18 protein-coding genes are annotated in these 22,372 nt (G+C 71.8%); 7 read left to right on the forward strand and 11 right to left on the reverse strand.

Features of this window, described 5'->3' with window-relative positions; all coding sequences use genetic code 11:
* Positions 1–151 precede the first annotated feature (151 nt).
* From ACFP2T_RS43495 to ACFP2T_RS43515, 5 genes are all read left to right on the forward strand, one after another.
* Positions 152–1,285, forward strand: coding sequence for a DegT/DnrJ/EryC1/StrS family aminotransferase (locus tag ACFP2T_RS43495; protein WP_377432930.1), 1,134 nt, complete (start codon positions 152–154; stop codon positions 1,283–1,285).
* Positions 1,282–2,058: a sugar transferase gene (locus ACFP2T_RS43500; RefSeq protein WP_377432931.1), complete on the forward strand. Its 777-nt coding sequence runs from the start codon at positions 1,282–1,284 to the stop codon at positions 2,056–2,058. Before ACFP2T_RS43495 ends, ACFP2T_RS43500 begins: the two co-directional genes overlap by 4 nt.
* Entirely contained in the window at positions 2,055–2,702 is a 648-nt protein-coding gene (locus ACFP2T_RS43505) for an acetyltransferase (RefSeq protein WP_377432933.1), read from the forward strand. The genes ACFP2T_RS43500 and ACFP2T_RS43505 overlap by 4 nt, the downstream gene beginning before the upstream one ends.
* Positions 2,703–2,795: 93 nt before the next feature.
* On the forward strand, positions 2,796–5,129 hold the full coding sequence (locus ACFP2T_RS43510; RefSeq protein ID WP_377432935.1) for a glycosyltransferase: 2,334 nt from the start codon (positions 2,796–2,798) through the stop codon (positions 5,127–5,129).
* A 20-nt stretch (positions 5,130–5,149) separates the two neighbouring features.
* Positions 5,150–6,811, forward strand: coding sequence for an O-antigen polymerase (locus ACFP2T_RS43515; protein ID WP_377432937.1), 1,662 nt, complete (start codon positions 5,150–5,152; stop codon positions 6,809–6,811).
* A 127-nt stretch (positions 6,812–6,938) separates the two neighbouring features.
* Here the strand turns inward: ACFP2T_RS43515 and ACFP2T_RS43520 are convergent, their stop codons facing one another.
* The 7 genes from ACFP2T_RS43520 to ACFP2T_RS43550 all read right to left on the reverse strand — a co-directional run bounded on the left by ACFP2T_RS43520 (position 6,939) and on the right by ACFP2T_RS43550 (position 14,414).
* A complete protein-coding gene (locus ACFP2T_RS43520) occupies positions 6,939–7,988 on the reverse strand; it encodes an NAD-dependent epimerase/dehydratase family protein (protein ID WP_377432938.1) in 1,050 nt (349 codons plus the stop codon).
* On the reverse strand, positions 7,988–9,325 hold the full coding sequence (locus ACFP2T_RS43525) for a nucleotide sugar dehydrogenase (RefSeq protein ID WP_377432940.1): 1,338 nt from the start codon (positions 9,323–9,325) through the stop codon (positions 7,988–7,990). The genes ACFP2T_RS43520 and ACFP2T_RS43525 overlap by 1 nt, the downstream gene beginning before the upstream one ends.
* 105 nt (positions 9,326–9,430) lie before the next feature.
* On the reverse strand, positions 9,431–10,348 hold the full coding sequence (locus tag ACFP2T_RS43530; RefSeq protein WP_377432942.1) for an NAD-dependent epimerase/dehydratase family protein: 918 nt from the start codon (positions 10,346–10,348) through the stop codon (positions 9,431–9,433).
* Entirely contained in the window at positions 10,345–11,073 is a 729-nt protein-coding gene (locus ACFP2T_RS43535) for a sugar phosphate nucleotidyltransferase (RefSeq protein ID WP_377432944.1), read from the reverse strand. Before ACFP2T_RS43535 ends, ACFP2T_RS43530 begins: the two co-directional genes overlap by 4 nt.
* A 40-nt stretch (positions 11,074–11,113) precedes the next feature.
* Positions 11,114–12,253 (reverse strand): non-hydrolyzing UDP-N-acetylglucosamine 2-epimerase, encoded by a 1,140-nt coding sequence (gene wecB, locus ACFP2T_RS43540; protein ID WP_377432946.1) that lies wholly within the window; start codon positions 12,251–12,253, stop codon positions 11,114–11,116.
* Positions 12,250–13,380 carry a polysaccharide biosynthesis C-terminal domain-containing protein gene (locus ACFP2T_RS43545; RefSeq protein WP_377432948.1) on the reverse strand — a complete coding sequence of 377 codons (1,131 nt, stop codon included), beginning with the start codon at positions 13,378–13,380 and terminating at the stop codon, positions 12,250–12,252. Before ACFP2T_RS43545 ends, wecB begins: the two co-directional genes overlap by 4 nt.
* Positions 13,377–14,414, reverse strand: a complete 1,038-nt coding sequence (locus tag ACFP2T_RS43550; protein ID WP_377432949.1) for a polysaccharide biosynthesis protein — start codon at positions 14,412–14,414, stop codon at positions 13,377–13,379. The genes ACFP2T_RS43545 and ACFP2T_RS43550 overlap by 4 nt, the downstream gene beginning before the upstream one ends.
* A 172-nt stretch (positions 14,415–14,586) precedes the next feature.
* Between ACFP2T_RS43550 and ACFP2T_RS43555 the strand changes: the two genes are divergently transcribed.
* Entirely contained in the window at positions 14,587–15,819 is a 1,233-nt protein-coding gene (locus ACFP2T_RS43555; RefSeq protein WP_377432950.1) for a glycosyltransferase, read from the forward strand.
* Positions 15,820–15,822: 3 nt separating this feature from the next.
* On the opposite strand, the gene ACFP2T_RS43560 is transcribed toward ACFP2T_RS43555, so the two are convergent.
* From ACFP2T_RS43560 to ACFP2T_RS43575, 4 genes are all read right to left on the reverse strand, one after another.
* Positions 15,823–17,016, reverse strand: coding sequence for a glycosyltransferase family protein (locus ACFP2T_RS43560; RefSeq protein ID WP_377432951.1), 1,194 nt, complete (start codon positions 17,014–17,016; stop codon positions 15,823–15,825).
* The gene (locus ACFP2T_RS43565) at positions 17,013–17,696 is read right to left on the reverse strand and encodes a class I SAM-dependent methyltransferase (protein WP_377432952.1); all 684 of its coding nucleotides are present in this window, start codon (positions 17,694–17,696) and stop codon (positions 17,013–17,015) included. Before ACFP2T_RS43565 ends, ACFP2T_RS43560 begins: the two co-directional genes overlap by 4 nt.
* Positions 17,697–17,781: 85 nt before the next feature.
* The gene (locus ACFP2T_RS43570; RefSeq protein ID WP_377432953.1) at positions 17,782–19,170 is read right to left on the reverse strand and encodes an oligosaccharide flippase family protein; all 1,389 of its coding nucleotides are present in this window, start codon (positions 19,168–19,170) and stop codon (positions 17,782–17,784) included.
* An 87-nt stretch (positions 19,171–19,257) separates the two neighbouring features.
* Positions 19,258–20,190 (reverse strand): NAD-dependent epimerase/dehydratase family protein, encoded by a 933-nt coding sequence (locus ACFP2T_RS43575; RefSeq protein ID WP_377432955.1) that lies wholly within the window; start codon positions 20,188–20,190, stop codon positions 19,258–19,260.
* Positions 20,191–20,454: 264 nt separating this feature from the next.
* Here ACFP2T_RS43575 and ACFP2T_RS43580 point away from each other — a divergent pair, with 264 nt between their 5' ends.
* Positions 20,455–22,350 carry a polysaccharide biosynthesis protein gene (locus ACFP2T_RS43580; RefSeq protein WP_377432957.1) on the forward strand — a complete coding sequence of 632 codons (1,896 nt, stop codon included), beginning with the start codon at positions 20,455–20,457 and terminating at the stop codon, positions 22,348–22,350.
* The last annotated feature ends 22 nt before the right edge of the window (positions 22,351–22,372 follow it).

Genomic DNA, 22,372 nt, shown 5'->3' on the forward strand with positions numbered 1-22,372 from the left:
CCCTGGGCGGATATCACTTACATCGTGCGCCGTAGCCGAATTCTCCATGACATCGTCGGAAAACGCCGGTCAGCACCGTTAGAGCGGTAGTAGGACCTGTAGGCCATTTTGAGCCAGTTTCATGGCTTTTCATCCTCGGAGCCGCCACCCGATGACCGCTCAGATACTGCTGTCGCCCCCCGACGTCGGAGCGCTGGAGGAGTCGTACGTCCTACGGGCGATCCGCTCCGGATGGATCGCGCCGGCCGGTCCGGACCTCGCCGCGTTCGAGCAGGAGGTCGCCGAGCGCGCCGGCACCCGGTACGCGGTGGCGCTGAGTTCGGGAACGGCCGCCCTGCACCTCGCGTTGCTGGCCCTCGGCGCCGGGCCCGGTCAGGTGGTCGTGGTACCCACGCTGACCTTCGTCGCGACGGCCAACGCCGTGGCGTACACCGGCGCGGAACCGGTCTTCGTGGACTGCGATCCGGCCACCGGAAACCTCGACGTCGGACTGCTGGCGGACCTGCTCCGCCGGCTGACCGCCGCCGGTGAACGGGTCGCCGCCGTGATCCCGGTCGACATGTTCGGCGCCTGTGTGGACTACGACACGCTGCTTCCGCTGTGCGCGGCCGCCGGGGTGCCGGTCGTCGAGGACGCGGCGGAGGCGCTCGGCGCGACGTACCGGGGGCGACCGGCCGGGTCGTTCGGCCGGCTCGCCGCCCTCTCCTTCAACGGCAACAAGATCATCACCACCTCCGGCGGCGGCATGCTGGTCTCCGACGACGCCGCGCTGATCGAGCGGTGCCGCTACCTGTCGACCCAGGCCCGCCAGCCGGTGCCGCACTACGAACACACCGACGTCGGCTACAACTACCGGCTCAGCAACGTGCTCGCCGCCCTCGGCCGGGCCCAACTGTGCCGGTTGGACGAGATGATGGCACGCCGCCGCGACCTGCGGGAGCGGTACGCCAAGCTGTTCGCCGCGACACCCGGCGTACGCCTGCTCGGCGACGGCGATCCCGGGGCGAACTGCTGGCTGACCGTCGTCGTCGTCGACCCGGCCCGAGCCGGATGGCGGGCCGACGAACTCGCCGCCCACCTCGCGGAACGGCAGATCGAGACCCGACCGGTCTGGAAACCGATGCACCTGCAACCCGTCTTCGGCGCGGCCCGGGCCGCCCTGACCGGTGCCGCCGCGCGGCTGTTCGACCAGGGACTCACCCTGCCCAGCGGCTCCGCCCTGACCGAGCCGCAGATCGGGCGGGTCCTCGACGCCACCGCGGAGTTCCTGGAGGCACGGCGGTGACCGGGCACAGCGAGGGCATCAGCGCCGTCGGCCGGACCTGGTGGTACGACCCGACCAAGCGCCTCCTCGACGTCGTGCTGGCGATTCTGCTGCTCGTCGTCGCGTCGCCGGTCATGCTCGCCGTCGCCGTCGCGGTCGCGGCGACGCTGGGACGGCCGGTGCTGTTCCGGCAGGTCCGGCCGGGCCGGCACGGCGAACTGTTCGAGCTGGTCAAGTTCCGGACCATGCGGCCGGTCGACGTCGCTCGCGGCGCGGTGACCGACCGCGACCGGCTGACCGGGCTGGGCCGTCGGCTCCGGGCCACCAGCATGGACGAGTTGCCCACGCTCTGGAACGTGGTCCGGGGCGAGATGAGCCTGGTGGGGCCCCGCCCGCTGCTCGTCGACTACCTCAACCGGTACACCCCGGCGCAGGCGCGGCGGCACGAGGTGCGACCCGGCATCACCGGACTGGCGCAGGTCCGGGGTCGCAACGCGATGCCCTTTCCGGAGCGCTTCGCGCACGACGTGTGGTACGTCGACAACCGCAGCCTCCGCCTGGACCTGCACATCCTCGCCAGCACCGTCGGTGCCGTACTGCGCCGGCGCGGCATCACGGCACCGGGCAGCCCCACCGCGCCGGAATTCCTCGGCAGCATCGAACTACCGGGCCAGGGCGGCGCCGACCACGACGCGCCGGACGGTCCGGACGACCGGACGGCCAGCCTCGGCGACCTGACCGGCAGCCGGGGAGCCGCAGGGCAGTGGCCGGCGGCGGGCTGGCGGACCGGATGACCCTGGACGTCGTCATCGTCGGCTGCGGCGGCCACGGCCGCGAGGCCCTCGACATCATCCGCGCGATCAACGCGTCGGCGAGCACCGGCCCACGGTGGCGGATGCTCGGCTTCGTCGACGACCGCCCCTCGGAGGTCAACCACAAGCGGCTGCAACGCCTGGCGGTGCCGTACCTCGGCACGGTCGAGTGGCTGCGGGAGGCGGAGCCGGGCACGCACGTCGTACTCGGGCTCGGAGATCCCCGGGTCCGCCGCGCGGTCGGTCGGCGGGTCGACGGGTACGGGCTGCCGGCGGCGAGCCTGGTGCACCCCGCCGCCGTGGTGGGCCCGGACACCGTCTCCGGGGATGGCCTGGTCGTCTTCGCGGGTGCGCGGGTGACCACCAACGTCACCCTCGGCCGGCACGTGCACCTGAACCAGAACTCGACCGTCGCGCACGACTGCGTGCTGGCGGACTACGTCTCGGTCAATCCCCTCGCCGCGGTCTCCGGGGAGTGCCAACTCCAGGCCGGCGTGCTGATCGGTGCCGGCGCGGTGGTGCTCCAGGGCCTCCGGGTCGGCGCGGACGCCACCGTCGGCGCCAGCGCCTGCGTCGTCCGGGACGTGCCGGCCGGTGCGGTGGTCAAGGGAGTGCCGGCGAGGTGACATCCGCACCCGGTCACGCCGGCACCCGCCGGCCGACCGGGCGCGTCCACGCCAGGGCGGGAAGAGCCCGGGCAAGAGAGAGGACCAGCAGTGGTGGAACGACTTCGCGTCGCGGTCCTGCTGAAGACGAACAGCGGTGGGATGTGGATCCTCCCCCAGGTGGCGGAGCTGCGTGGCCGTGGCCACGAGGTCGTCGTCGTACTGCCGCCGGGGCCCGGTCGGCTGACGGCGGAGCTGACCCGGCGCGGATTCGACGTACTCGAATCGCCGTTCGACTTCCGGTTCCGGCCGGGCGTGGCGACGCTGCGAGGGTTGTGGCGGCTCCGCCGGCTGCTCCGCCGGCTCCGGCCTGACGTGCTGCACTACCACCTGTACGCCTCGGCGCTCGCGGCCCGGTTCGGCACCCTCGGGCTGCCGGTACGCCGGGTGCACATGGTCGCCGGGCCACTGTTCCTCGAATCGCCGCTGATCCGGCCGGTCGAGCGCGTGCTGTGGCGCCTGGACCACGCCACCATCTGCGGCACCGAACACACGTCACGGCTCTACGGCGCGCTCGGGTGCCCGCCCGAGCGCCGGCCCGTGGCGACCTACGGCGTCGACCCGGCCCACTTCGCCGTGGCCCACCCGGCGGACGGGGTCCGGTCGGGCGACCCGGGCGACCCCACCCGGGACGAGCTGCGGGCGAAGGCCCGCGCCGACCTCGGCGTCGACTCCGACGCCTTCCTCGTTGTCATGATCGCCTACGTCTACCCGCCGAAACGGCTGGCCCACAAGGGACGGGCCATCAAGGGCCACGACGTCCTCCTCACGGCCTGGCAGACCTTCCGGGCCCAGCATCCCCGGGCCCACCTGCTGCTGGTCGGTGGCGGCTGGACCGCTGCCGGTGAGGCACACCGCCGCGAACTCGTCGACCGGTTCGGCGTCGACACGGACCCGAGCGTGACCTGGCTCGAGTCGGTCGCCGACGTACGCCCCTGCCACCGGGCCGCCGACCTGAGCGTCAGCCCGTCCCTGTCCGAGGGGCACGGTGCCGCCGTCGAGGCGAGCGCGATGGGCGTACCCAGCATCGTCAGCGACGCCGGGGGGCTGCCCGAGACCGTCGACGAGTCGTCCGGCTGGATCGTGCCCCGGGGCGACGCGACGGCGCTGGCCACCGCGCTCGACTCGGCGTACCGCGAGTTCGAGGCCGGGCGTCTGGCCGGGCGCGGCGAGCAGGCCCGGCTCCGCGCCGCCCGGCTCTTCGACAACCGGGCCTCGGCGGGCCGGGTCGCCGACGTCATCGAGAAGGTCGCCCGGGACGGCACCGGCCAGTTCCCGGACCGGGCCGTCCGGGTGGCGCACGTCATCGGCAGCCTGGACCGCGGCGGTGCCGAGACGGTGACCCTGGACATCTGCCGTTCGGTGCCGTCCGAAGAGGTCGAGCAGGTCTTCCTCACCCTCGCCGGCCGGGAGGGACGACTCGTCGACGAGTTCCGGGCGGCCGGCGCCGTGGTACGGCAGTGCCCGCTCCGGCCGGCCCGGTCCTTCGGGCCGCGCCTGTGGCGGAGCCTGCGGGCGCTCCGGCCCGACATCGTCGTCTCGCACGTCAGCCTGGTCAGCGCGGCCGTCCTGCTGGTGGCGTGGGCGGCCCGGGTGCCGGTGCGGGTGGCGCGGATGTGGAGCGAGGGTGACGGCCGACCCGACACGTGGACCCAGCGGACCCGCCGGACACTCCTGCGGCGACTGCTCCGCCGCACCGCCACCGACGTCGTCGGGGTGACCGCGGCGGCGCTCGACCTCGCCGCTCCCCCGGCCGGTGACGCCCGCTACCGGGTGCTCTACAACAGCGTCTCCACCGACCGGGTCGACGGCTGGCAGCGCGAGCCGGCGCGACGACGGTGGAACCTCCCGCCCGACGTGCCCGTCCTGGTGCACATCGGCCGGGCCGCCTCGGCGAAGAACCGCCCGTTCCTGGTCGACGTGCACCGGGCCGTCCGGGTGGAGTCGCCGGACGCGAGGCTGCTCGCCGTCGGTCCGGGAGGCGTCGACGACATCGTCACCACACGTCCCGGCGTCAGGTACGACTCGCACGTTCTCCTCCCCGGCGAGACCGAGGAGATCGCCTCGGTGCTGGCCGCCGCCGACGTACTGGTGCTGCCCTCCCGGCGGGAGGGGCTGCCCGGCGTGGTGCTGGAGGCCCTGGCCGCCGGTGTCCCGGTGGTGGCGACGGACCTGCCCTGCCTGCGGGAACTCGCCGCCCACCTGGACGGGCTCACCCTGCTGCCGCTGTCGGCCGGAGCGCGTCGCTGGGCGGACGCCGCGACGGTACGGGCCCGGACGGATGCCGCCGGGCGCCAGGAGATCAGCCGGAGCCTGCGGTCATCGCCGTTCGTCCTGGAGCACGCGGTACGGGAGTGGAAGACGTTGTGGCGGGCAGGTGCGCGGTGATCCGAACCGGATACTCAGCGGTGGGCAGTTCGGCGGGCGAGTCCACGCCACCCACCGAACCGACCGCCGATCCGATCGCCGAACCGGTCCCGGACGGCGGAGCGCCTCCGGAGACCCCACCGGTACGGGTCGCCATGATCGGTCCCGGGTTGGGCGCCGAGGCCGCGAGCTGGGCGATGTCCGCCCTCCTGGTGACGTCGGTCAGCACGGCCCTGGCGCTCCTCGATCCGCGCCTCCGACACTGGTTCCTGATCCCGGTGACGGTGTGTGGCGTGCTGATCGGCGTGGACGCGATCGAGTGGGTCCGGCGGCGGCGTGACATCTTCGATCCGCAGGCGATCCTCGGGCTGCTGGGCATGCACTTCTTCTACCTGGCGCCGGTCCTCAACGTCATGCTCGACCACTGGCCCCGCTTCCTCGTCGGGCCGCCGGACTGGCGGGCCGCCCTCGGCACCATGGCCCTGCTGAACGTGCTCGGCCTCTGCCTCTACCGGGTCGTGCTGGGTTTCCGGGACCGGCCGCAGCCCCGGTCCCGCCGGGCCTCCCGGTTCGACGAGCGGGCCTTCTACCGGTTCGGCCTTGCCGCGGTGTTCGTGAGCGTGCTGGCCTTCTGCGGCGAGGTCGCGATGTTCGGCGGAATCTCCGGATACCTGAGCACGATGACCGGCGAGTCGGACCGGGTCGAGCTGACCGGGCTGGGTTGGCTCCTCATCCTCGGCGAGGCCTTCCCGATGATCGTCTTCGCGCTCGTCGTCGTGCGGTGGCGGAGCTGGCTCGCCGGGCACCGGTCGGCGATCCTCCTCCTGCTGGTCGGCCTGGCGCTGATGCAGTTCTTCGTGGGCGGACTGCGGGGTAGTCGGAGCAACACGATCTGGCCCATCCTGATCGGCCTGACCCTCATCCACCTCCTCGTCGTCCGGGTCTCCAGAAAGGCGCTGTTCATCTTCCTCCTGGTGCTCGGCCTCTTCATCTACACGTACGGCCTCTACAAGTCCGCCGGGCTGGAGGTGCTCGACGCCGCCCGGGGTACCCGCAGTGTCGGGGACATATCGTCGGAGACCGGCCGGGACGTGCCCTCGCTGCTGTTGGGAGATCTCTCCCGGGCGGACATCCAGGCCCTGGTACTCGACCGGCAACTTCGGGGCAACACGGAACTCGCGTACGGAGTCACCTATCTCGGTGACGTCTCGTTCCTCGTACCCGGCGTGGTCCTGCCCGAGCGTCCCCCGGACAAGGTCGCGGCCGGCACCGACCTGCTCTTCGGCCCTGGGGCGTACGAGTCGGGGCTGCGGTCGAGCCGGGTCTACGGCCTCGCCGGAGAGGCCATCATGAACTTCGGCCCGGCCGGCGGGGTGCTCTCCTTCGCCTTCCTGGGCATGTTCGTACGGTTCGGCCGGAGGTACTACGCGCGGGCGCGACAGCAGCGGTCGCTCACCGCGAAGCTGCTCGCGCCGATGGCACTCGTGTGCGCGTTCCTACCCACCGCCGACCTCGACAACAACACGTGGTTCCTGCTCAAGTACGTCCTCCCGGTCGCCGCGGTGGTGTGGCTGGCACGGCAGGGCCGGTCGATCGGCAGGGCGGCCCGTCCCGGACAGACGACCGAGAGCGCCACGGCGGCCCGGACCCGCCCGACGGCCGCGCCCGACGCCTGGCCGCTACCGGACCCGCCCCGGCACTGACCCTCGGGGCCGGGCACGTCCCGCACTCGACCGGCTACGGCTCGGCCCCGGATCCGCTACGGGTTCGGCCCCGGTTCCCGCTGCCACTACGGCGGCAGGGTTCCGGGGCCGAGGTGGCGTGACCGCCTCAGGGATCCCGTCGATGGACGCCGACCACCGGAGCGCCTCCGGCAGGTGTGCCGGTGACCGGGGCGCCGACGGACGGGCGGTCGGTGGACGCCTGCCACTCCCGGTACCAGTCGAAGGTGCGCCGCACCCCCTCCTCCAGCGACACCGTCGGCTCGAACCCGGTCAGCCGGCGGAGCAGGCCGAGGTCGGGACAGCGCCGGTTCACCGAGCCCCGGGGCGCCGGCAACGGCTGTACCACCGGACTCACCCCGGCGATCCGCAGCACCAGGCCAGCCAACTCGCCGATGCTCGTGTGGGCCGTGTCGTTTCCGATGTGGACGATCCGACCCGCCGCGTCGGGACAGTCCATCAGCCGGAGCATCGCCTCGACCGCGTCGTCCACGTAGCAGAACGCCCGGTACTGGTCGAAGCCCCACACCCGGAACGGGTCCTCGCCGCCCAGCGCGCGCATGGCCAGTTCCGGAACGACGTGGTCGGTACCCATCCGTGGGCCGTAGACGTTGTGGAACCGCCCGATGACCGCCGGACAGCCCTTCGCCCGTGCGGCGTGCACGAAGGCCGCCTCGCCGAGGAGCTTGCTGATCGCGTACGCGAACCGGGGCGAGGTCACGTCGGTGACCATCACGGGTACGTCCTCGGCGGTCGGCACCGGCACGATGCCGGCGTCCACCCCGCCGGCGTACACCTCGCTGGTGGAGCTGAAGAACACCCGCTCGCCGGGCGCGATCCAGTCCAGCAGGTGCAGCGCGGTGAGGGTGTTGACCCGGACCACCCGGGCCGGGTCGGCCTCGACGTTGCGGACGCCGACGACCGCGGCCAGCAGGTAGATCTGGTCCCACCCCCGGGGCAGCGCGGCCCAGGAATCGAGGCTGGTCAGGTCGGCGGAGCGGACGTCCACCGCCGGGTGCTGGCGCAGCGCGGCCAGTTGCCGGTCGTCCCGGCCCCGGGAGAAGTCGTCGACGACGGTCACCCGGTGCCCGTCGGCGACCAGTCGGTCGGCGAGATGCCTGCCGATGAAGCCGGCGCCGCCGAGGACGAGTGCCCGCATCAGACCCGGCCCTCCGAGAGGTCCCGCTGCGGCCGGTCGGCGCCGTGCGGTTCCGGCAGGTAGCCGATGCCGGCGTAGCGGATGCCGGCGGCCCTGATCGCCGGTTCGTCGAGGATCCGCCACGAGTCGTAGATCAGCGCCGGCCGCCGGGCGCCGAGCACGGACCCGATCTCGATCGCCCGGTAGTCGGGATGATCGTTGATCACCAGTACGGCGTCGGCCTCGGCGAACGCCTTGTCGAGGCTGGTCGGCTCGCCGCCGTGGTCCCGGACCACGTCGTCGGAGACCATCGGGTCGTGGCCGAGCACCACCAGCCCCGCCTCGCGGAACACGGTCATCATCGCCGCGATCGGGGTGCCCCGCATGTCGTCGGTCGGCGGCCAGCCCTTGTAGGCCCACCCCAGTACGGCCAGCCGGGCACCGACGGTCGTGCCGCGCTCGTGCCGGATCAGTTCCACGACCCGGGTGGCGACGTGCACCGGCAGGTACTCGTTGAGCCGCCGGGCCGCGCCGACGAGGAACGGTCCCGGGCCGCCGGCGCTGTCGATCATCAGGTACGGGTCCTTGGAGAGGCAGCCGCCACCGACGTACCCGGGCCGGCTCAGGTCCGGCCGGGGGTAGTCCAGGTTCGCCGCGCCGATGACCTCCAACGGGTCGAGCCGGTGCCGCTCGGCGATCAGCGCCAGCTCGTTGCCGAACGAGTAGATCAGGTCGGTGTGGCAGTTGTTCGCCAGCTTGACCAGCTCGGCCGCCTCCAAACTGGAGACCGGTACCACCTGGGTGGCCAGCCCGCCGAAGAACGCCAGTCCCGCCTCCCGGCTCGGCTCGTCCAGCCCACCGACCACCTGGGGCAGCTCGACCAGTTCGCGCAGCGCCTGCCCCTGGATGGTCCGCTCCGGCGCCATCACCAGCCGGGCCCGATCCCAGGCCGCGAGAAGCGGCGGCAGCACCACCGCACGGCTCGTTCCGACCGGCACCGTGCTGCGGACCACCACCAGGGTCTCCGGTCCGCACCACCGCGCCACCTGCTCGGCGGCGGCCGCCAGGTTACCCAGGTTGGGCCGGTGTGCCTGGTCGTCCACGGGCGTGGACACGCAGAGCACCGCGACATCGACGTCCGGGGGCAGCTCCGTGCCGACCCGCAGGGACCGTCCGATGTGCTCCGCGAACACCTTGGCGATGCCGGGCTCGAAGATGTGCACCCGGCCTTCGCGCAACGACTCCAGTACCTGCGGCTGCGCGTCGACCCCGAACACCTGGTAGCCCTTGCGGGCCAACGAGGCGGCCAGGGTCAGGCCGACATAGCCGAGCCCGACGACGCCTATCTTCCGGTACAAACTCCTGCCTCCTTGCGAAGTAGACTCCCTCGGCCGGTGCCCCGTCGACGGAGCGCCGGTCGGGCCGGTTCTGGCGGTTCGACCCGAGGGCAGTGGCCGGTGGACCTAGTCGAGCCCACCCGACCAGATCGCCTTGACCGACCCCTCCAGGTCGTACGAGGGCGTCCAGCCGAGCAGCCGACCGGCGCGACGGATGTCGCCGCACATCCACCCGACGTCCGCCGACCGTTCCGGTGCCGGCCGATCCTCACGGATCTTCCCGGCGAACCCGGCCGTCTCGGCGACCAGCCGTACCGCCTCCCGCGCCGACACGGCGCGGCCGCTGGCGACGTTGAACACCCGCTCGGCCAGCGTCCCGGCCAGGGCCGCGGCGGCGACCGCGGACGCCACGTCGCGGACGTCCACGAAGTCCCGGTACGCCGCGAGCGAGCCCAACGAGAGGTCTCCGGCGGCACCGCCCGGGACCGGTGGCTGACGCAGCAGTGCGGCGGCCCGGCCGAGCAGGGTCTCCTCCGGCGTGCCGGGACCGATCGGGTTGAACACCCGCAGCACGACCCCGTCGACCCGACCGGCCGCGGCGGCGAGTTCGACCAGCCGGGTCGCGGCGAGTTGGCTCACGCCGTACCCGCTGATCGGCGCGGCCGGATCGCTCTCGGTCACCGCGTGCCCGGGTGGCACGGGACCGTACTCGGCCGCCGACCCCAACCGGACCAGTCGGGCGTCGGGGGCCTCCTTCGCCACCGCGTCGACGAGCTTTGCCGTGACCCCGGTGTTCGCCCGGACCAGGTCGTGAGTGCCGCCCGCCAGCCGACCGGTGCAGTTGACCACCACGTCGGGGCGTTCCGCGCGCAGCAGCGCACCCAGCTCGTCGACCTCGCACCGGACCAGGTCGAACTCGTCGCGTCGCGGGCAGCGCAGCGCGGCCACCGATCCGAGCGTCCGGCGGACGTGGCCGCCGATGAATCCGGACGCGCCGAACAGCAGCACCCTGGGCTGGCCGACGTCCTCACTCCGCTCGGTCATACCGGCTCCGGTACCGGGCTCGGCAACAGGATCGGCTTCAGCGCGTCGAACCTGCGGTTGGCCTCGTCGTAGTCCTCGGGGCGGCCGATGTCCAGCCAGTAGCCGGTGAAGTCGTAGCTGGCCGGCAACTCGCCCCGGCCGAGCAGCTCCAGCATCAGCTGGTCGAACCCGAACGCCAACCCCTCCGGGTACGCGGCGATGGTGCGCGCGGAGAGCCCGTAGACGCCCATGCTGACCTGGTAGTCGAGGTTGGGTTTCTCGCTGAAGCTGACGATCCTGCCGTCCTCGACCGACAGCACGCCGAAGTCGACGTTGACCGTGCGGTGGCAGGTCGCGACGGTCAGCGGGGCGCCCGAGGCGGCGTGGGTGTGCAGCAGGTCCGCGTAGTTGAGGTCGGTGAGGACGTCCCCGTTCATCACCAGGAAATGCTCCGGCAGCCGGTCCCGGAGACCGAACAGCGGTCCGATGGTCGAGAGCGGGACGCGCTCCTCGACGTAGTCCACCCGGAGGCCGAACCGCGAGCCGTCACCGACGAAGGCGCGGATCAGCGAGCCCATGTGGTTGATCGCCAGGGTGACGTCGGCGAACCCCTGCGCCGCCAGCTGGTGCAGGACGATCTCCAGGATGGCGTGGCTGTCACCGATCGGAACCAGCGGCTTCGGCAGGGCGGTCGTGTACGGCCGCAGCCGGGTGCCCTTGCCGCCGGCCATTATCACCACGTGCATGTCGTCGTCCGATCTGTCGCCATTGAACGTCCCACCGGCCTCATCGCCGGATGCCGGCCCAGTCGTGGTGACGACGGACCGTGGAGAGGATGAAGTCGACGACCCGGCGGGAGGTGTCCGGAACGCGGTAGTCCACCGGACACGGCACGCCCTCGGCGCGGACCTGGTCGACCGCGACCGAGACCGCCTCGACCACCCCGGCGGGATCCAGCCCGGTCATGATGATTCCGCCGGAGTCCAGCGCCTCGGGACGCTCGATCGACTCCCGCAGGGTCACCGCCGGAAAGCCGAGGATGGCCGACTCCTCGCTGATCGTGCCGCTGTCCGAAAGCGTGCAGCGGGCACCCATCTGGAGGTGTACGTAGTCGAAGAGCCCGAACGGCTCGTGGAACGCGACCCCGTCCAGGGTGGTGGCGTCGGCGGTCGACGCCTCCAGGCGTTTGCGGGTACGCGGGTGGGTGGAGACCAGCACCGGCAGCTGCCAGGTGTCGCGTACCGCGCGGAGACAGTCCAGCAGGCGCCGGAGCCGGCCCGGGTCGTCGACGTTCTCCTCGCGGTGGGCGCTCACCACGAAGTAGCGGTCCGGCCGCAGTTCGAGCTGCTCGAGGATCGACGAGCCGGCGATGTCCGTACGGTAGTGCTCCAGCACCTCCCGCATCGGCGAGCCGGTGTGCAGGATCCGCCTCGGATGCAGCCCCTCGGCGAGCAGGTTACGCCGGGCGTGCTCGGTGTAGACCAGGTTGAAGTCGGCGACGTGGTCCACCAGCCGCCGGTTCGTCTCCTCCGGCACGTTGAGGTCGAAGCACCGGTTGCCGGCCTCCATGTGGTAGACGGGAATCCGCATCCGCCGGGCCATCAACGCGGCGATGCAGCTGTTCGTGTCGCCCAGCACCAGCAGCGCGTCCGGCCGCAGTTCGTTGATCGCCTCCTCCATGCCGATCAGCACGCCGCCGAGGACCCGGCCCAGCGACGACGTGTCGACCCGGAGGAAACGGTCCGGCTTCCGCAGCCGCAGTTCGGTGAAGAACACGTCCGACAGGGTCCGGTCCCAGTTCTGCCCGGTGTGCACGAGCACGTGGTCCAGGGTGCGGTCCAGCCGGTCGAGCACCCGGGACAGCCGGATGATCTCCGGTCGGGTGCCGACCACGGTCATCACCCGGGTCGCGGCGGAGCCGCTCATCCCACCACCGCCGGTACCCGGGCCCCGCCGTCCACCGGCTCCGGATAGGTGTCCGGACGGGCCGGATCGAAGATCTCGTTGGCCCAGAAGAGGGTGAGGAGTTCGTCCGGACCGGTGTTGGTGATGTGGTGTGCCCACATCGTCGGCATGTCCACCACGACCGGCTCGTCGCCGCTGACCGCGAACCGGGTCACCTCGGCGTGGCCGACCCGACGCAGGCTGATCTCGGCGGTGCCGCGCAGCACCGCGAAGCGTTCCACCTTGGCCAGATGGAAGTGCTCGCCCCGGGTGACTCCGGGACGGCTGCTGGAGCAGAAGGTCTGGCCGGCGCCGCCGTGCGTCTTGACCACCTCGACCAGTTCGCCGCGCTGGTCGGCGTGCCGGGGCAGCGGCAGCGGAGCGTGTTCCGGGAAGCAGTGCGACCGGTAGGTGTTGAAGAGTCGGACGTCGTGCCGGTCCCCCAGCGCCGGGATCTCACCCCTGCGGTACGTCGCCGCGAAGTCGCCGAGCCGCTCCGCGAGGGCCCGTACGCCGATCCGCAGGCCCGGCATCGTGCTGTCCCAGGCGCCCTCGGCGGGCGCGTCGACCAGCAGCGCCGCGGCGTCGCCCGCGTGCACGAGATCCAGTTCCCGGTCGTCCCGTACCTCGGGGTCACCGCCCTGCGCGAGCACCCGGCAGAAGGTCGCGACGACGGAGTTGTAGTGCGGCCGCCCGTGCTCGCCGTACAGGTTGGGCAGCCGGAGGTCGACGAAGTGCGCGCCCCGCTCCGTCGCGGTGGCCAGGGTGGCCGCCGCCACCGCCTTCGAGTCGCCGTACGGGGTGCCGTTTCCGGCCTGGGTGGAGTTGGCGAAGACGACCGTCGGCGGCGGCTGGGCGCACCGGCGCAGGCCCCGGGCGAGCGCCGCGGCCATCTCCACGTTCCCGGCGGCCACGTCGGCCGGGTCGCCCCGGTTGACGCCGGCCAGGTGGAGCAGCCGGCCGACGCCGTCGAGCTTCGCCGCCAGCACGGCCGGATCGGCCAGGTCGGCCCGGGTCAGCACCGTCGGGTCGGGCCAGCCCAGCGCCCGGACCAGCACGCGTACGTGCCAGCCGAGGAAGCCGCCGGCGCCGGTGAGGGCGAGATTCATGCGATCAGCACCGGTTCGCGCAGGGCCAACTCCGCGCGGATCTCGGGCAGGGTACGCAACAGCGCGACGATCTCCGGTACGTCCAACCGCGGCGCGTTGGCCGAGTTGAAGTCGACGGTGTCCGTGCTCGGATCGCCCTCGGAGACGTAGAGGGCGTAGTTGAGGTCGCGGGCGTCGACCGGCACCCGGAAGAACTCGCCGAAGTCCTCGGCCTGGGCCAACTCCTCACGACTGGCCAGCGTCTCGTCCAGCTTCTCGCCGTGCCGCACCCCGATCACGTCGAGCTTGGCGGGCGCGTCGAACAACTGGCAGAGCGCGGCGGCCAGATCGCCGAGGGTGCAGGCGCTCGCCTTGCGGATGAACACGTCCCCCGGCCGGGCGTGCGAGAACGCGTGCTCGACGAGTTCCACCGAGTCGGTCAGCGACATCAGGAACCGGGTCATGGCCGGGTTGGTGACGGTCAGCGCCCGGCCCGCCTTGATCTGCTCCACGAAGAGCGGGATCACCGATCCGCGCGAGTACATGACGTTGCCGTACCGCACGCACGACACCGTGGTACGGCTGCGCGGGTTGTTGCGGGCGTGGGCCTGGGCCACCTTCTCCATCAACGCCTTGCTCATCCCCATCGCGTTGACCGGATAGACCGCCTTGTCGGTGCTGAGTACGACCACCGAGCTGACCCCGTTGCGGTCGGCCGCCTCGACCACGTTGGCGCTGCCGAGGACGTTCGTCCGGACCGCCTCGAGCGGGAAGAACTCGCAGGACGGCACCTGCTTGAGCGCCGCGGCGTGGAACACGAAGTCCACCTCGCGGGTCGCCCGCAGCACCGTGTCGTAGTCCCGTACGTCGCCTACGTGGTAACGCACCCGGTCGTCACCGATGGTGCGACGCATGGCGTCCTGTTTGGCCTCGTCGCGGCTGAGTATCCGGACCTCGCCCACGTCCTGGTGCAGCAGCCGGCGTGCCATGGTCCGACCGAAGGAACCGGTGCCTCCGGTGATCAGCACGCGGCGGCCGGCGGGCAGGAAGGTCATCCGTACTCCCGTTCGTCAACAACATCGGGGTCAACGAGGTGACAAGACGAAAGACACGCAGAATTGGCGGAACATCCGCCGTTACGGCCAAAGGCCATCCCTAATCTGATTTAGTCCTATGGCGATAATTGCGTCCCGGCCCGCCTCGGAACGGATGTGGAGGCTCTGCGAAGTGAACGCTTCTCAATATTCCGGGACCAGAGTGGTGGTGACCGTCGAGGCACGGTTCAGCCGTTCCCCGGACGGGGCGATCTGGAGCCGGGGTGGACCGGCGTACCATTTCTTCACCCGATACCTGTCGGCCTTCGACCGGGTCCGGGTCCTCGCCCGGGTGGCCGACGTCCCCCGCCACGACGACGGCGCGAAGCGGGTGGACGGCCCCGGGGTCGAGGTGTGGCCGGTGCCCTGTTACGTCGGGCCGGCACAGTATCTGGTGCGCCGGGCGGCGGTCGTCCGGGCGGTGCGTGGGGCGGCGGACGACGGTGACGCCGTCGTGCTGCGGGTGCCGTCCCCACTCGGCTCGCTGCTGGCGGCCTCGCGCGAACGCGCGGGACTGCCCTACGCGGTCGAGGTCGTGGGTGACCCGTACGACGTGTTCGCCCCGGGCGTGATCCGGCATCCGCTGCGCCCGCTGCTGCGCCGGCGGGAGACGGAACGGCTGCGGCACCAGTGCCGCACCGCGGTGGCGGCGGCCTACGTCACCGAGCGATACCTCCAGGCCCGCTACCCGGCCCGGACCGGGGCGGTCACGGCGGCCTACTCGAGCATCGAACTTCCCGCCGAGGCGTACCGGGAGGGACCGCGCCGGCCCGATCCCGGGCGGCAGGCCCACACGCTGGTGTCGGTCGGCACGCTGGAGCAGATGTACAAGGGCGTCGACACCCTCGTCGAGGCGCTCGCCCGGCTCGTGGCGACCGGACTTCCGCTACGGCTCGTGCACGTCGGCGAGGGCCGGTGCCGCCCCCGGCTCGAACGGATCGCCGAGCGGCTGGGCGTGGCGGACCGGGTGGTGCTGACCGGCGCACTGCCGGCCGGTGCCGAGGTACGGCGCCGGCTCGACGAGGCGGACCTGTTCGTCATGCCCTCTCGGACGGAGGGCCTGCCGAAGGCGCTCATCGAGGCGATGGCCCGGGGGCTGCCCGCCGTCGGCACGGCGGTGGGCGGCATACCCGAGTTGCTGCCGCCGGACGATCTCGTGCCGCCGGACGACCCGGCGGGCCTCGCCGGATCGATCCGGCAGTTCCTGACCGATCCGGCCCGGATGGCGGCCGCATCGGCCCGCAACCTCGGCCGGGCCGCCGACTTCGGCGACGAGCCGCTGGCGCGGCGGCGGGACGCCTTCTACCACGCACTGCGGGACGCGACGGTGGGCGCCGGGGCACGATCCGAGCGGCTGCACCGGTAACGGTCAGAGCCGGACCGTGTCGAGGAACGTGCCGAGCGGCTCCGCGTACGCCCGGAAGTCGAACGAGTCGAGCGCCCGCCGCCGCGCGGCCTCGCGCATCTGCCGCCGCTGCGCGGTGGTCAGCCGCAACGCCGTCCGGAGCGTCTCGCCGAGCCCGGCCACCGAGTGGTCGGCGCAGACGAGTCCCTCCCGACCGTCGACCAGGTAGCCACCCAGGTCGCTGGTGAGGTTGGCGATCACCGGCGTCCCGTTGGCGAGGCTCTCACAGAACTTCGTCGGAAATCCCGCCTGGTTGGCCCGCTCCGGCCGGCGCAGCAGCACGCTGAAGTCCGCTTCCTGCAACGCGCGCGGGATGTCCTGCTGCGGCAGCCGCCCCAGCGACCGCACGATGCCGGGCGGTGGCTCACCGCCGAGCAGGGCCCGTACCTGTTGCGGCGACGGACCGTAGATCCGCAGTTCGATCCTGGCGCCCTCCCGGTCCAGCCGGTCCACCGCGCGGATCATCTCGATGATCAGGTCCTTCCGGCCCGGCGTGCCCGCGTAGACCAGGGTGAGATCGGGCCCGCCGGTGCCGGCCCCGGTGGGGTGCACGGTCAGGTTCTGGACGTCGAGGGTCGGCGGCACGCGCAGGACCCGACTCCCCCGGCTGCGGTAGTGCCGTTCCAGGAAGGAGCTCACCGCGATGATGCCGTCGCACCGGGGATAGTAGTAGCGCAACGCCGCCTGGGCGCTGAGGTGCGGGGGGCCGAGGACACCGCCCCGGAGCTGCTGCGGGCTGTACCAGTCGACGACGTCGGCGATCAACGGGATCCGGTTGCGGCGGCACCACCGCCGCAGGTGCACCATGTACGGCGCGTCGCCGCCGGCGACCACGACGTGTGACGGCAACGTCGGCTGGGCGTCCAGCCAGTGGGCCGTCCGCTGTCCCCAGCGCAGGAACCACTGCACGGACCGGGTGAGCCGACCGGCCCCGGCCGACGGAATCTCGCCCAGCCCGAGGTAGCGGACGGACCCGGGCCCGTCGACCTCGTCGAGCCGGGTCGGCGTCGCCGGCCCGTCCTCGCCGCTGGCCACCACCACGTCGTATCCGGCGGCGGCCAGGGACCTGGCCACGCCGTAGACCCGCCGGGAACCGGGCTGCCCCCAGGGAAAGAGGAACGGGCCGACCTGGGCGACCCAGGCTCCGCGCCGGGTCACCTGGGTAGCCAGGCGTTGATGTCCCGGCCGAACACCGACGTGCAGAGCCGGGTGCCGATTCCGGGCTTGAATCCCCAGAAGTCCAGTCGGCCGAGACCCCGGTTGGTCAATTCGACCTGCGCCGGTAGCGACGCGACGTTGTCGGTGTCGTCGAGGACCACCATGCCGGCCGGGGAGAGGTGGTTGGCGGCGATCCGGGCACACGTGTTCCGGGCCATACCGTCGATGACGATCACGTCCCAGGGCGCTCCGTCGGCGACGGCCCGCACGTACGGCGCCCGCTCGTCCGTTTCCCACCACGTGCCCTCGCACGGAACGTAACTGATCCTCCCGTTCGTCGGCTGCGGCAGTCGGGCGAACCACCCGGGGTCGTGCTCGACGGAAACGATCTCCTTGACCCGGCCTGTCCGGGCGAACCAGGAGGTCGACGAGCCGGCGCCGTACTCGAAGACCCGGACGCTCGGGGTCAGCGCCCGCTCGAGCCAGTCCACCGCCGGATAGGTCAGCCACGGCTGCGGCTCACCGCTCGCATCGACGGGCGCCCCGCCGCTCATCGACCGCTGCCATCCCTGGGCCCGCAGGGTCGCCAGGAGGTGCAGGGACGCCAGCGCCTCACCACGGGTACGCGGGACTCCCGGCGCCAACGTGCGTAGCCGCGCCATCACTGAGTGTCTGTTCATAGCTCGCCAACCATAGTCCAGTCAGTTCGGTCCGATAGGAACCTTCGAGAACCCGGAAAACATTCCGGGAATCGTTCCCCCGTCGCTATCCCGGCAGCCCCTCCCGTACCCGTGAATGCGAATCGCGTTCCGGATCCAGGTCGGCCGAGGACGCTTTCGGCGAATGCGTCGTCAGCACCCGCCGGTATCCGTACCAGGTGAACGGGAGCACGGTCAGCACGTAACTGACCGCCGACGCGTACGGCACGGCGGCGATCCCGTACCGCGTGGCGCCGTACCACTTCGCGAGCACCGACAGCACCAGGTACAGCGACACGCCCAGCAGCTGCGGACGGACGACACCGGCGGCGTTCTGCACCATGGCGATCGGCGAGGTGGCCGCGAGCAGCACCATCCACAGCGCGAGACCGCCGAGCAGCCAGCGGTCCCCGCCCAGCGGAACCGGCAGCCAGGCCGCCAGCAGACGGTCGCCCGCGATCAGCAGGACAGCGGCCGGAAGCAGCAACGTGAGCGCGGAGATCAGCGTCATCCACCGGGTGATCCGCCTGACCCAGTCCAGATGGCCCTGGGCCAGCGCGTCGCCGTTGGCGGACCAGAGCGGAAGGTTCACCAGGATGACGAGGAACCCGAGCAGAGTGAACAGTCGGGCGGGTACCGCGTACGCGGTGACGGCCTCCAGGCCCAGCGCGTGCGCGACGACCAGACTGTCCGCGTTCATCCCCAGCGACCAGACGATGGTCAGGACGAAGAACAGCCCGCTCAGTCGCAGCAGCTCCCGGGCGAGCCGGGGGTCGACGGCACCGATCCGGGGCCCGATCTCCGGCATCTGCCGGACGTACGTCCACCCGGTGTTGACCAGGTTCACCAGCACCGGGCCCGACACGCTGGCCGCGATGACCGTGACGGGCGGCAGCGAGGCCTGCACCGCCCCCAGCGTGAGCGGCAGCGACGACAGGCTGCCTGCCGCCTGCCAGATGTTGCTCCTGCCGACCTGCTGGTACGCGTACTGGACGCGGATGACCAGCGAGAGCGGAATGTTCAGGACGAAGGCGGTCAGGCAGACCAGGGTGACGGCCCGGGCATCCGACGGTGTCGCCGTGCCGGAGACGTTGAGCAGCGACGCCCACGGGATGACGCCGGAGAGGACCCAGAGGAGGGTGCAGGTCCCGACCGAGATCACCGTCAGCACCAGGTACGCGCTGGAGACGTAGCCACGGGCCTTCGCCGCGTCCCCGCTGGAGTAGCAGGGCGCGAGCTTGGTCATCAGCCCGTTGCCGAGCCCCAGGTCGGTGAAGGCGGCCATTCCGGTGAGCGCCGTCACCGCCATCCAGAGGCCGTACCTGTCCGCACCGAGGTACGACAGCGTGACCGGGATCAGGACGAGCGGGACCACCACCCCGGTCCCCCGGCTCAGCGCCGCGGTGGCGATGCCGGAGACCAGCCGGCGGCTCCGGTCCCGGCCGAGCCCACCCACCGCCGCAGTATCCTCGCCCGACCGCCGGTCGGCCGGCCTGTCGTGCTCGACGACGTCCCGCCTCACCGCACGCATGCCCGGCGGGAGCTAGCGGCCGGCGAGGACGCGGCCGGACATCCAGTCGACGGTGGCCGCCAGCCCCACCCGCAGGGGATGTGGCCGCACCGACGGGAACAGTGAGGTCAGTCGCGTGCGGTCGGCCTGCGAGTCCCGCACGTCGCCCGGCCGGGGCGGCTCGTGGACGACTTCGAGGCTCCGCCCCAGCACCGCCTCCAGCTCGGCGACGAGGCCGAGCAGGGAGACCCGCGACCCGAAGGCGAGGTTCACCGCGTCCGGCGCCGACACCCGGCGGAGCACCGCGTCGACGATCACCGAGGCGACGCTGCCGACGAAGGTGAAGTCCCGGGTCTGCCGTCCGTCGCCGAACACCCGCAGCGGTCGGCCTTCGAGCGCCGCCGAGACGAACGCGGGCACCACCGCCGCGTAGGCGTGCCCGGCGGCCTGGCCGGGACCGAACACGTTGAAGAACCGGAACGGCAGCACCGGAAGGCGGAAGCAGGACGAGTACGCCAGGGCGTACGCCTCGGTCGCCAGTTTCGACACCGCGTAGGGGCTCAGCGGCATCGGCCGCAGCGTCTCCTCCTTCGGCAGGGTCAGGTTGCCGCCGTACACCGACGAGGAGGAGGCGAGGACGACGTGCGGTACCCGGTGCCGCCGCGCCGCCTCCAGCACCATCAGGGTGCCGGTCGCGTTGGCCTGGTGACTGCGCATCGGATCGTCCACGGATCGCTGGACCGAGGGTATGGCGGCCAGGTGGATCACGCTCGACGCCCCCGCGAATGCCTCGTCGAGGGTCGCGGGGGCGAGAATCGTGCCGGGCAGCAATCGTGCTGGCAGCTCCACGAGATTTTCGAGTCTCCCGGTCGAGAAATCGTCGACAACGACGATCTCATTGACCCGTGGGGCGTCCGCGAGCGCGCGTACCACATTGGAGCCGATGAAGCCAGCCCCGCCAGTCACGACGATCTTCAATGATTTCCCTATTCACCTAGGCGTAGCTTTTTCATCATTCGTATCGGTACGGGGCGCCAGTACCACCGACCTGATCCGCCCGACCCGTCAACGACGGAGGAGTCGTCGGGTAACGCGCAGAGCGCGCATGAGCGGAAAACTTGGGAAAAGCCCTCGGCCCGCTTATCAGTCGGGTAAGTGTTTATCACCCGACGAATAGGACCACGCGTTCCGCCAGGTCCCAACGAGACAGAGCCGCACCAGGAGTCGTACATGTCGCTCAGCGCAGATGCGCCCCCCCTCCACAGCGCCAGTCGTCGCCGGAAGGCCCAGGCCCGCGCCGCGGCTCTGGTCGCCGGCGATGCCGTCGCGTGGATCGGCGGCTTCACCGCAGCAGCGTGGACCAGATACGAGTTCGACCTCACCACCGGTCAACTGGTCCAGGTGGTCGGCGCCGGACTGATCGCCGCCGCCCTGCATCCCACCCTCGCCTCGGTGCAGCGCAGATACTGGGGACGGCACCCGCTCGGCAGCCTGCAGGAGATCCGGGCCCTGGCCGTGACGGTGGCGGCGAGCGCGGCGATCATGCTGCTCGCCGTCCTCGCCACGGCGGACCGTCCGATCCCGGCCAGCACCCCGCCGGTCGGCGCGGCGGTGGCCCTGCTCCTGATGCTCTGCGTCCGGTCCGCCTACCGCCACCGGCGCGACCGCGCACTGCGCCCGAACACCCGCTCGGCGATCCCGGTGCTGCTCTTCGGCCTGGGTTCGGCCGGCCAGGCGCTGCTGCGGGCCATGGTCAGCGATCCCCGGGGCGGATATCTGCCGGTCGGCCTCCTCGACGACGACCCGGACAAGCGGCATCTGCGGATCGACGACGTACGGGTGCTCGGTGGCCGACGCGAGATCCGCGAGGCGGTGGCCCAGACCGGCGCCAGCGCAGTGATCTTCTCGGTCGCCAACGCGGACGCGGAACTGATCCGCGCGGTCCGGGCCGCCACACTGGCCGCCGGCGCCGAGTTCAAGGTGCTGCCACCCGTACGCGAACTGGTCGACCACCGGATCAGCGTCGCCGACGTGCGGGACGCGCAGATCGACGACCTGCTCGGCCGGCGTCAGGTCGTCGCCGACCTCGGCAGCGCGGACTCCGCCCTGACCGGCCGGCGGGTGCTGGTCACCGGGGCCGGCGGATCGATCGGCTCCGAGTTGTGCCGGCAGATCCTCCGGGCCGACCCGGGCGAGCTGATGATGCTCGACCGGGACGAGTCGGCCCTGCACGGCCTCCAGTTGTCGCTGTCCGGCCGGGCGATGCTGGACGGGCCCGAACTGATCCTGGCCGATCTGCGCGACGGCGAGGGCATCGCGCGGACGATCCGGGAGCGGCGGCCCGACATCATCTTCCACGCCGCCGCGCTCAAGCACCTCACCCTGTTGCAGCGGCATCCCGGAGAGGCGGTCAAGACCAACATCTGGGGCACCCTGTCCGTCCTGAACGCCGCTCGCGACGTGGCCCGGTTCGTGAACATCTCCACGGACAAGGCGGCGAACCCGATAAGCGTTCTCGGCTACTCCAAGCGGATCACCGAGCGGCTGACCGCGTACGCCGGCGCCAACGAGCCCGGCACGTTCCTCAGCGTACGGTTCGGCAACGTGCTCAGCAGCCGGGGATCGGTGGTCACCGCCTTCCGGGCGCAGATCGACGCCGGACTGCCGATCACGGTCACGCACCCGGACGTGACCCGCTATCTGATGAGCGTGCAGGAGGCGGTGCAGCTCGTGCTCCAGGCCGCGGCGCTGGGGCGGGACGGCGAGGCGCTGGTGCTCGACATGGGCAGCCCCGTACGCATCGAGGACCTGGCCCGGCAGCTCGCCGCCCAGGCGCCCGGCGAGCCACGGATCGTCTACACCGGTCTGCGGCCGGGCGAGAAGCTGCACGAGGATCTGCTCGGCGAGGGTGAGTTCGACGTCCGACCGTTGCATCCGCTGATCTCGCACGTCTCGGTTCCGGCGTTGAATCCCACCGAGGTGACCGGGCTGGATCCGTACGACGATCCGGAGAAGGTGATCGAACGCCTCGCCTGGCTATGCGACCACCCGGACCAGACCCTCCGCGCCTCGGCACTGGTGCCGAATACGCGAAACGCTCGCCCTTCCTCGTTCCGATCGACCTGACGAGGTCGGGAACTGGACAGCG

The organism is Plantactinospora solaniradicis (assembly GCF_042658085.1).
Classification (GTDB): domain Bacteria; phylum Actinomycetota; class Actinomycetes; order Mycobacteriales; family Micromonosporaceae; genus Plantactinospora; species Plantactinospora solaniradicis.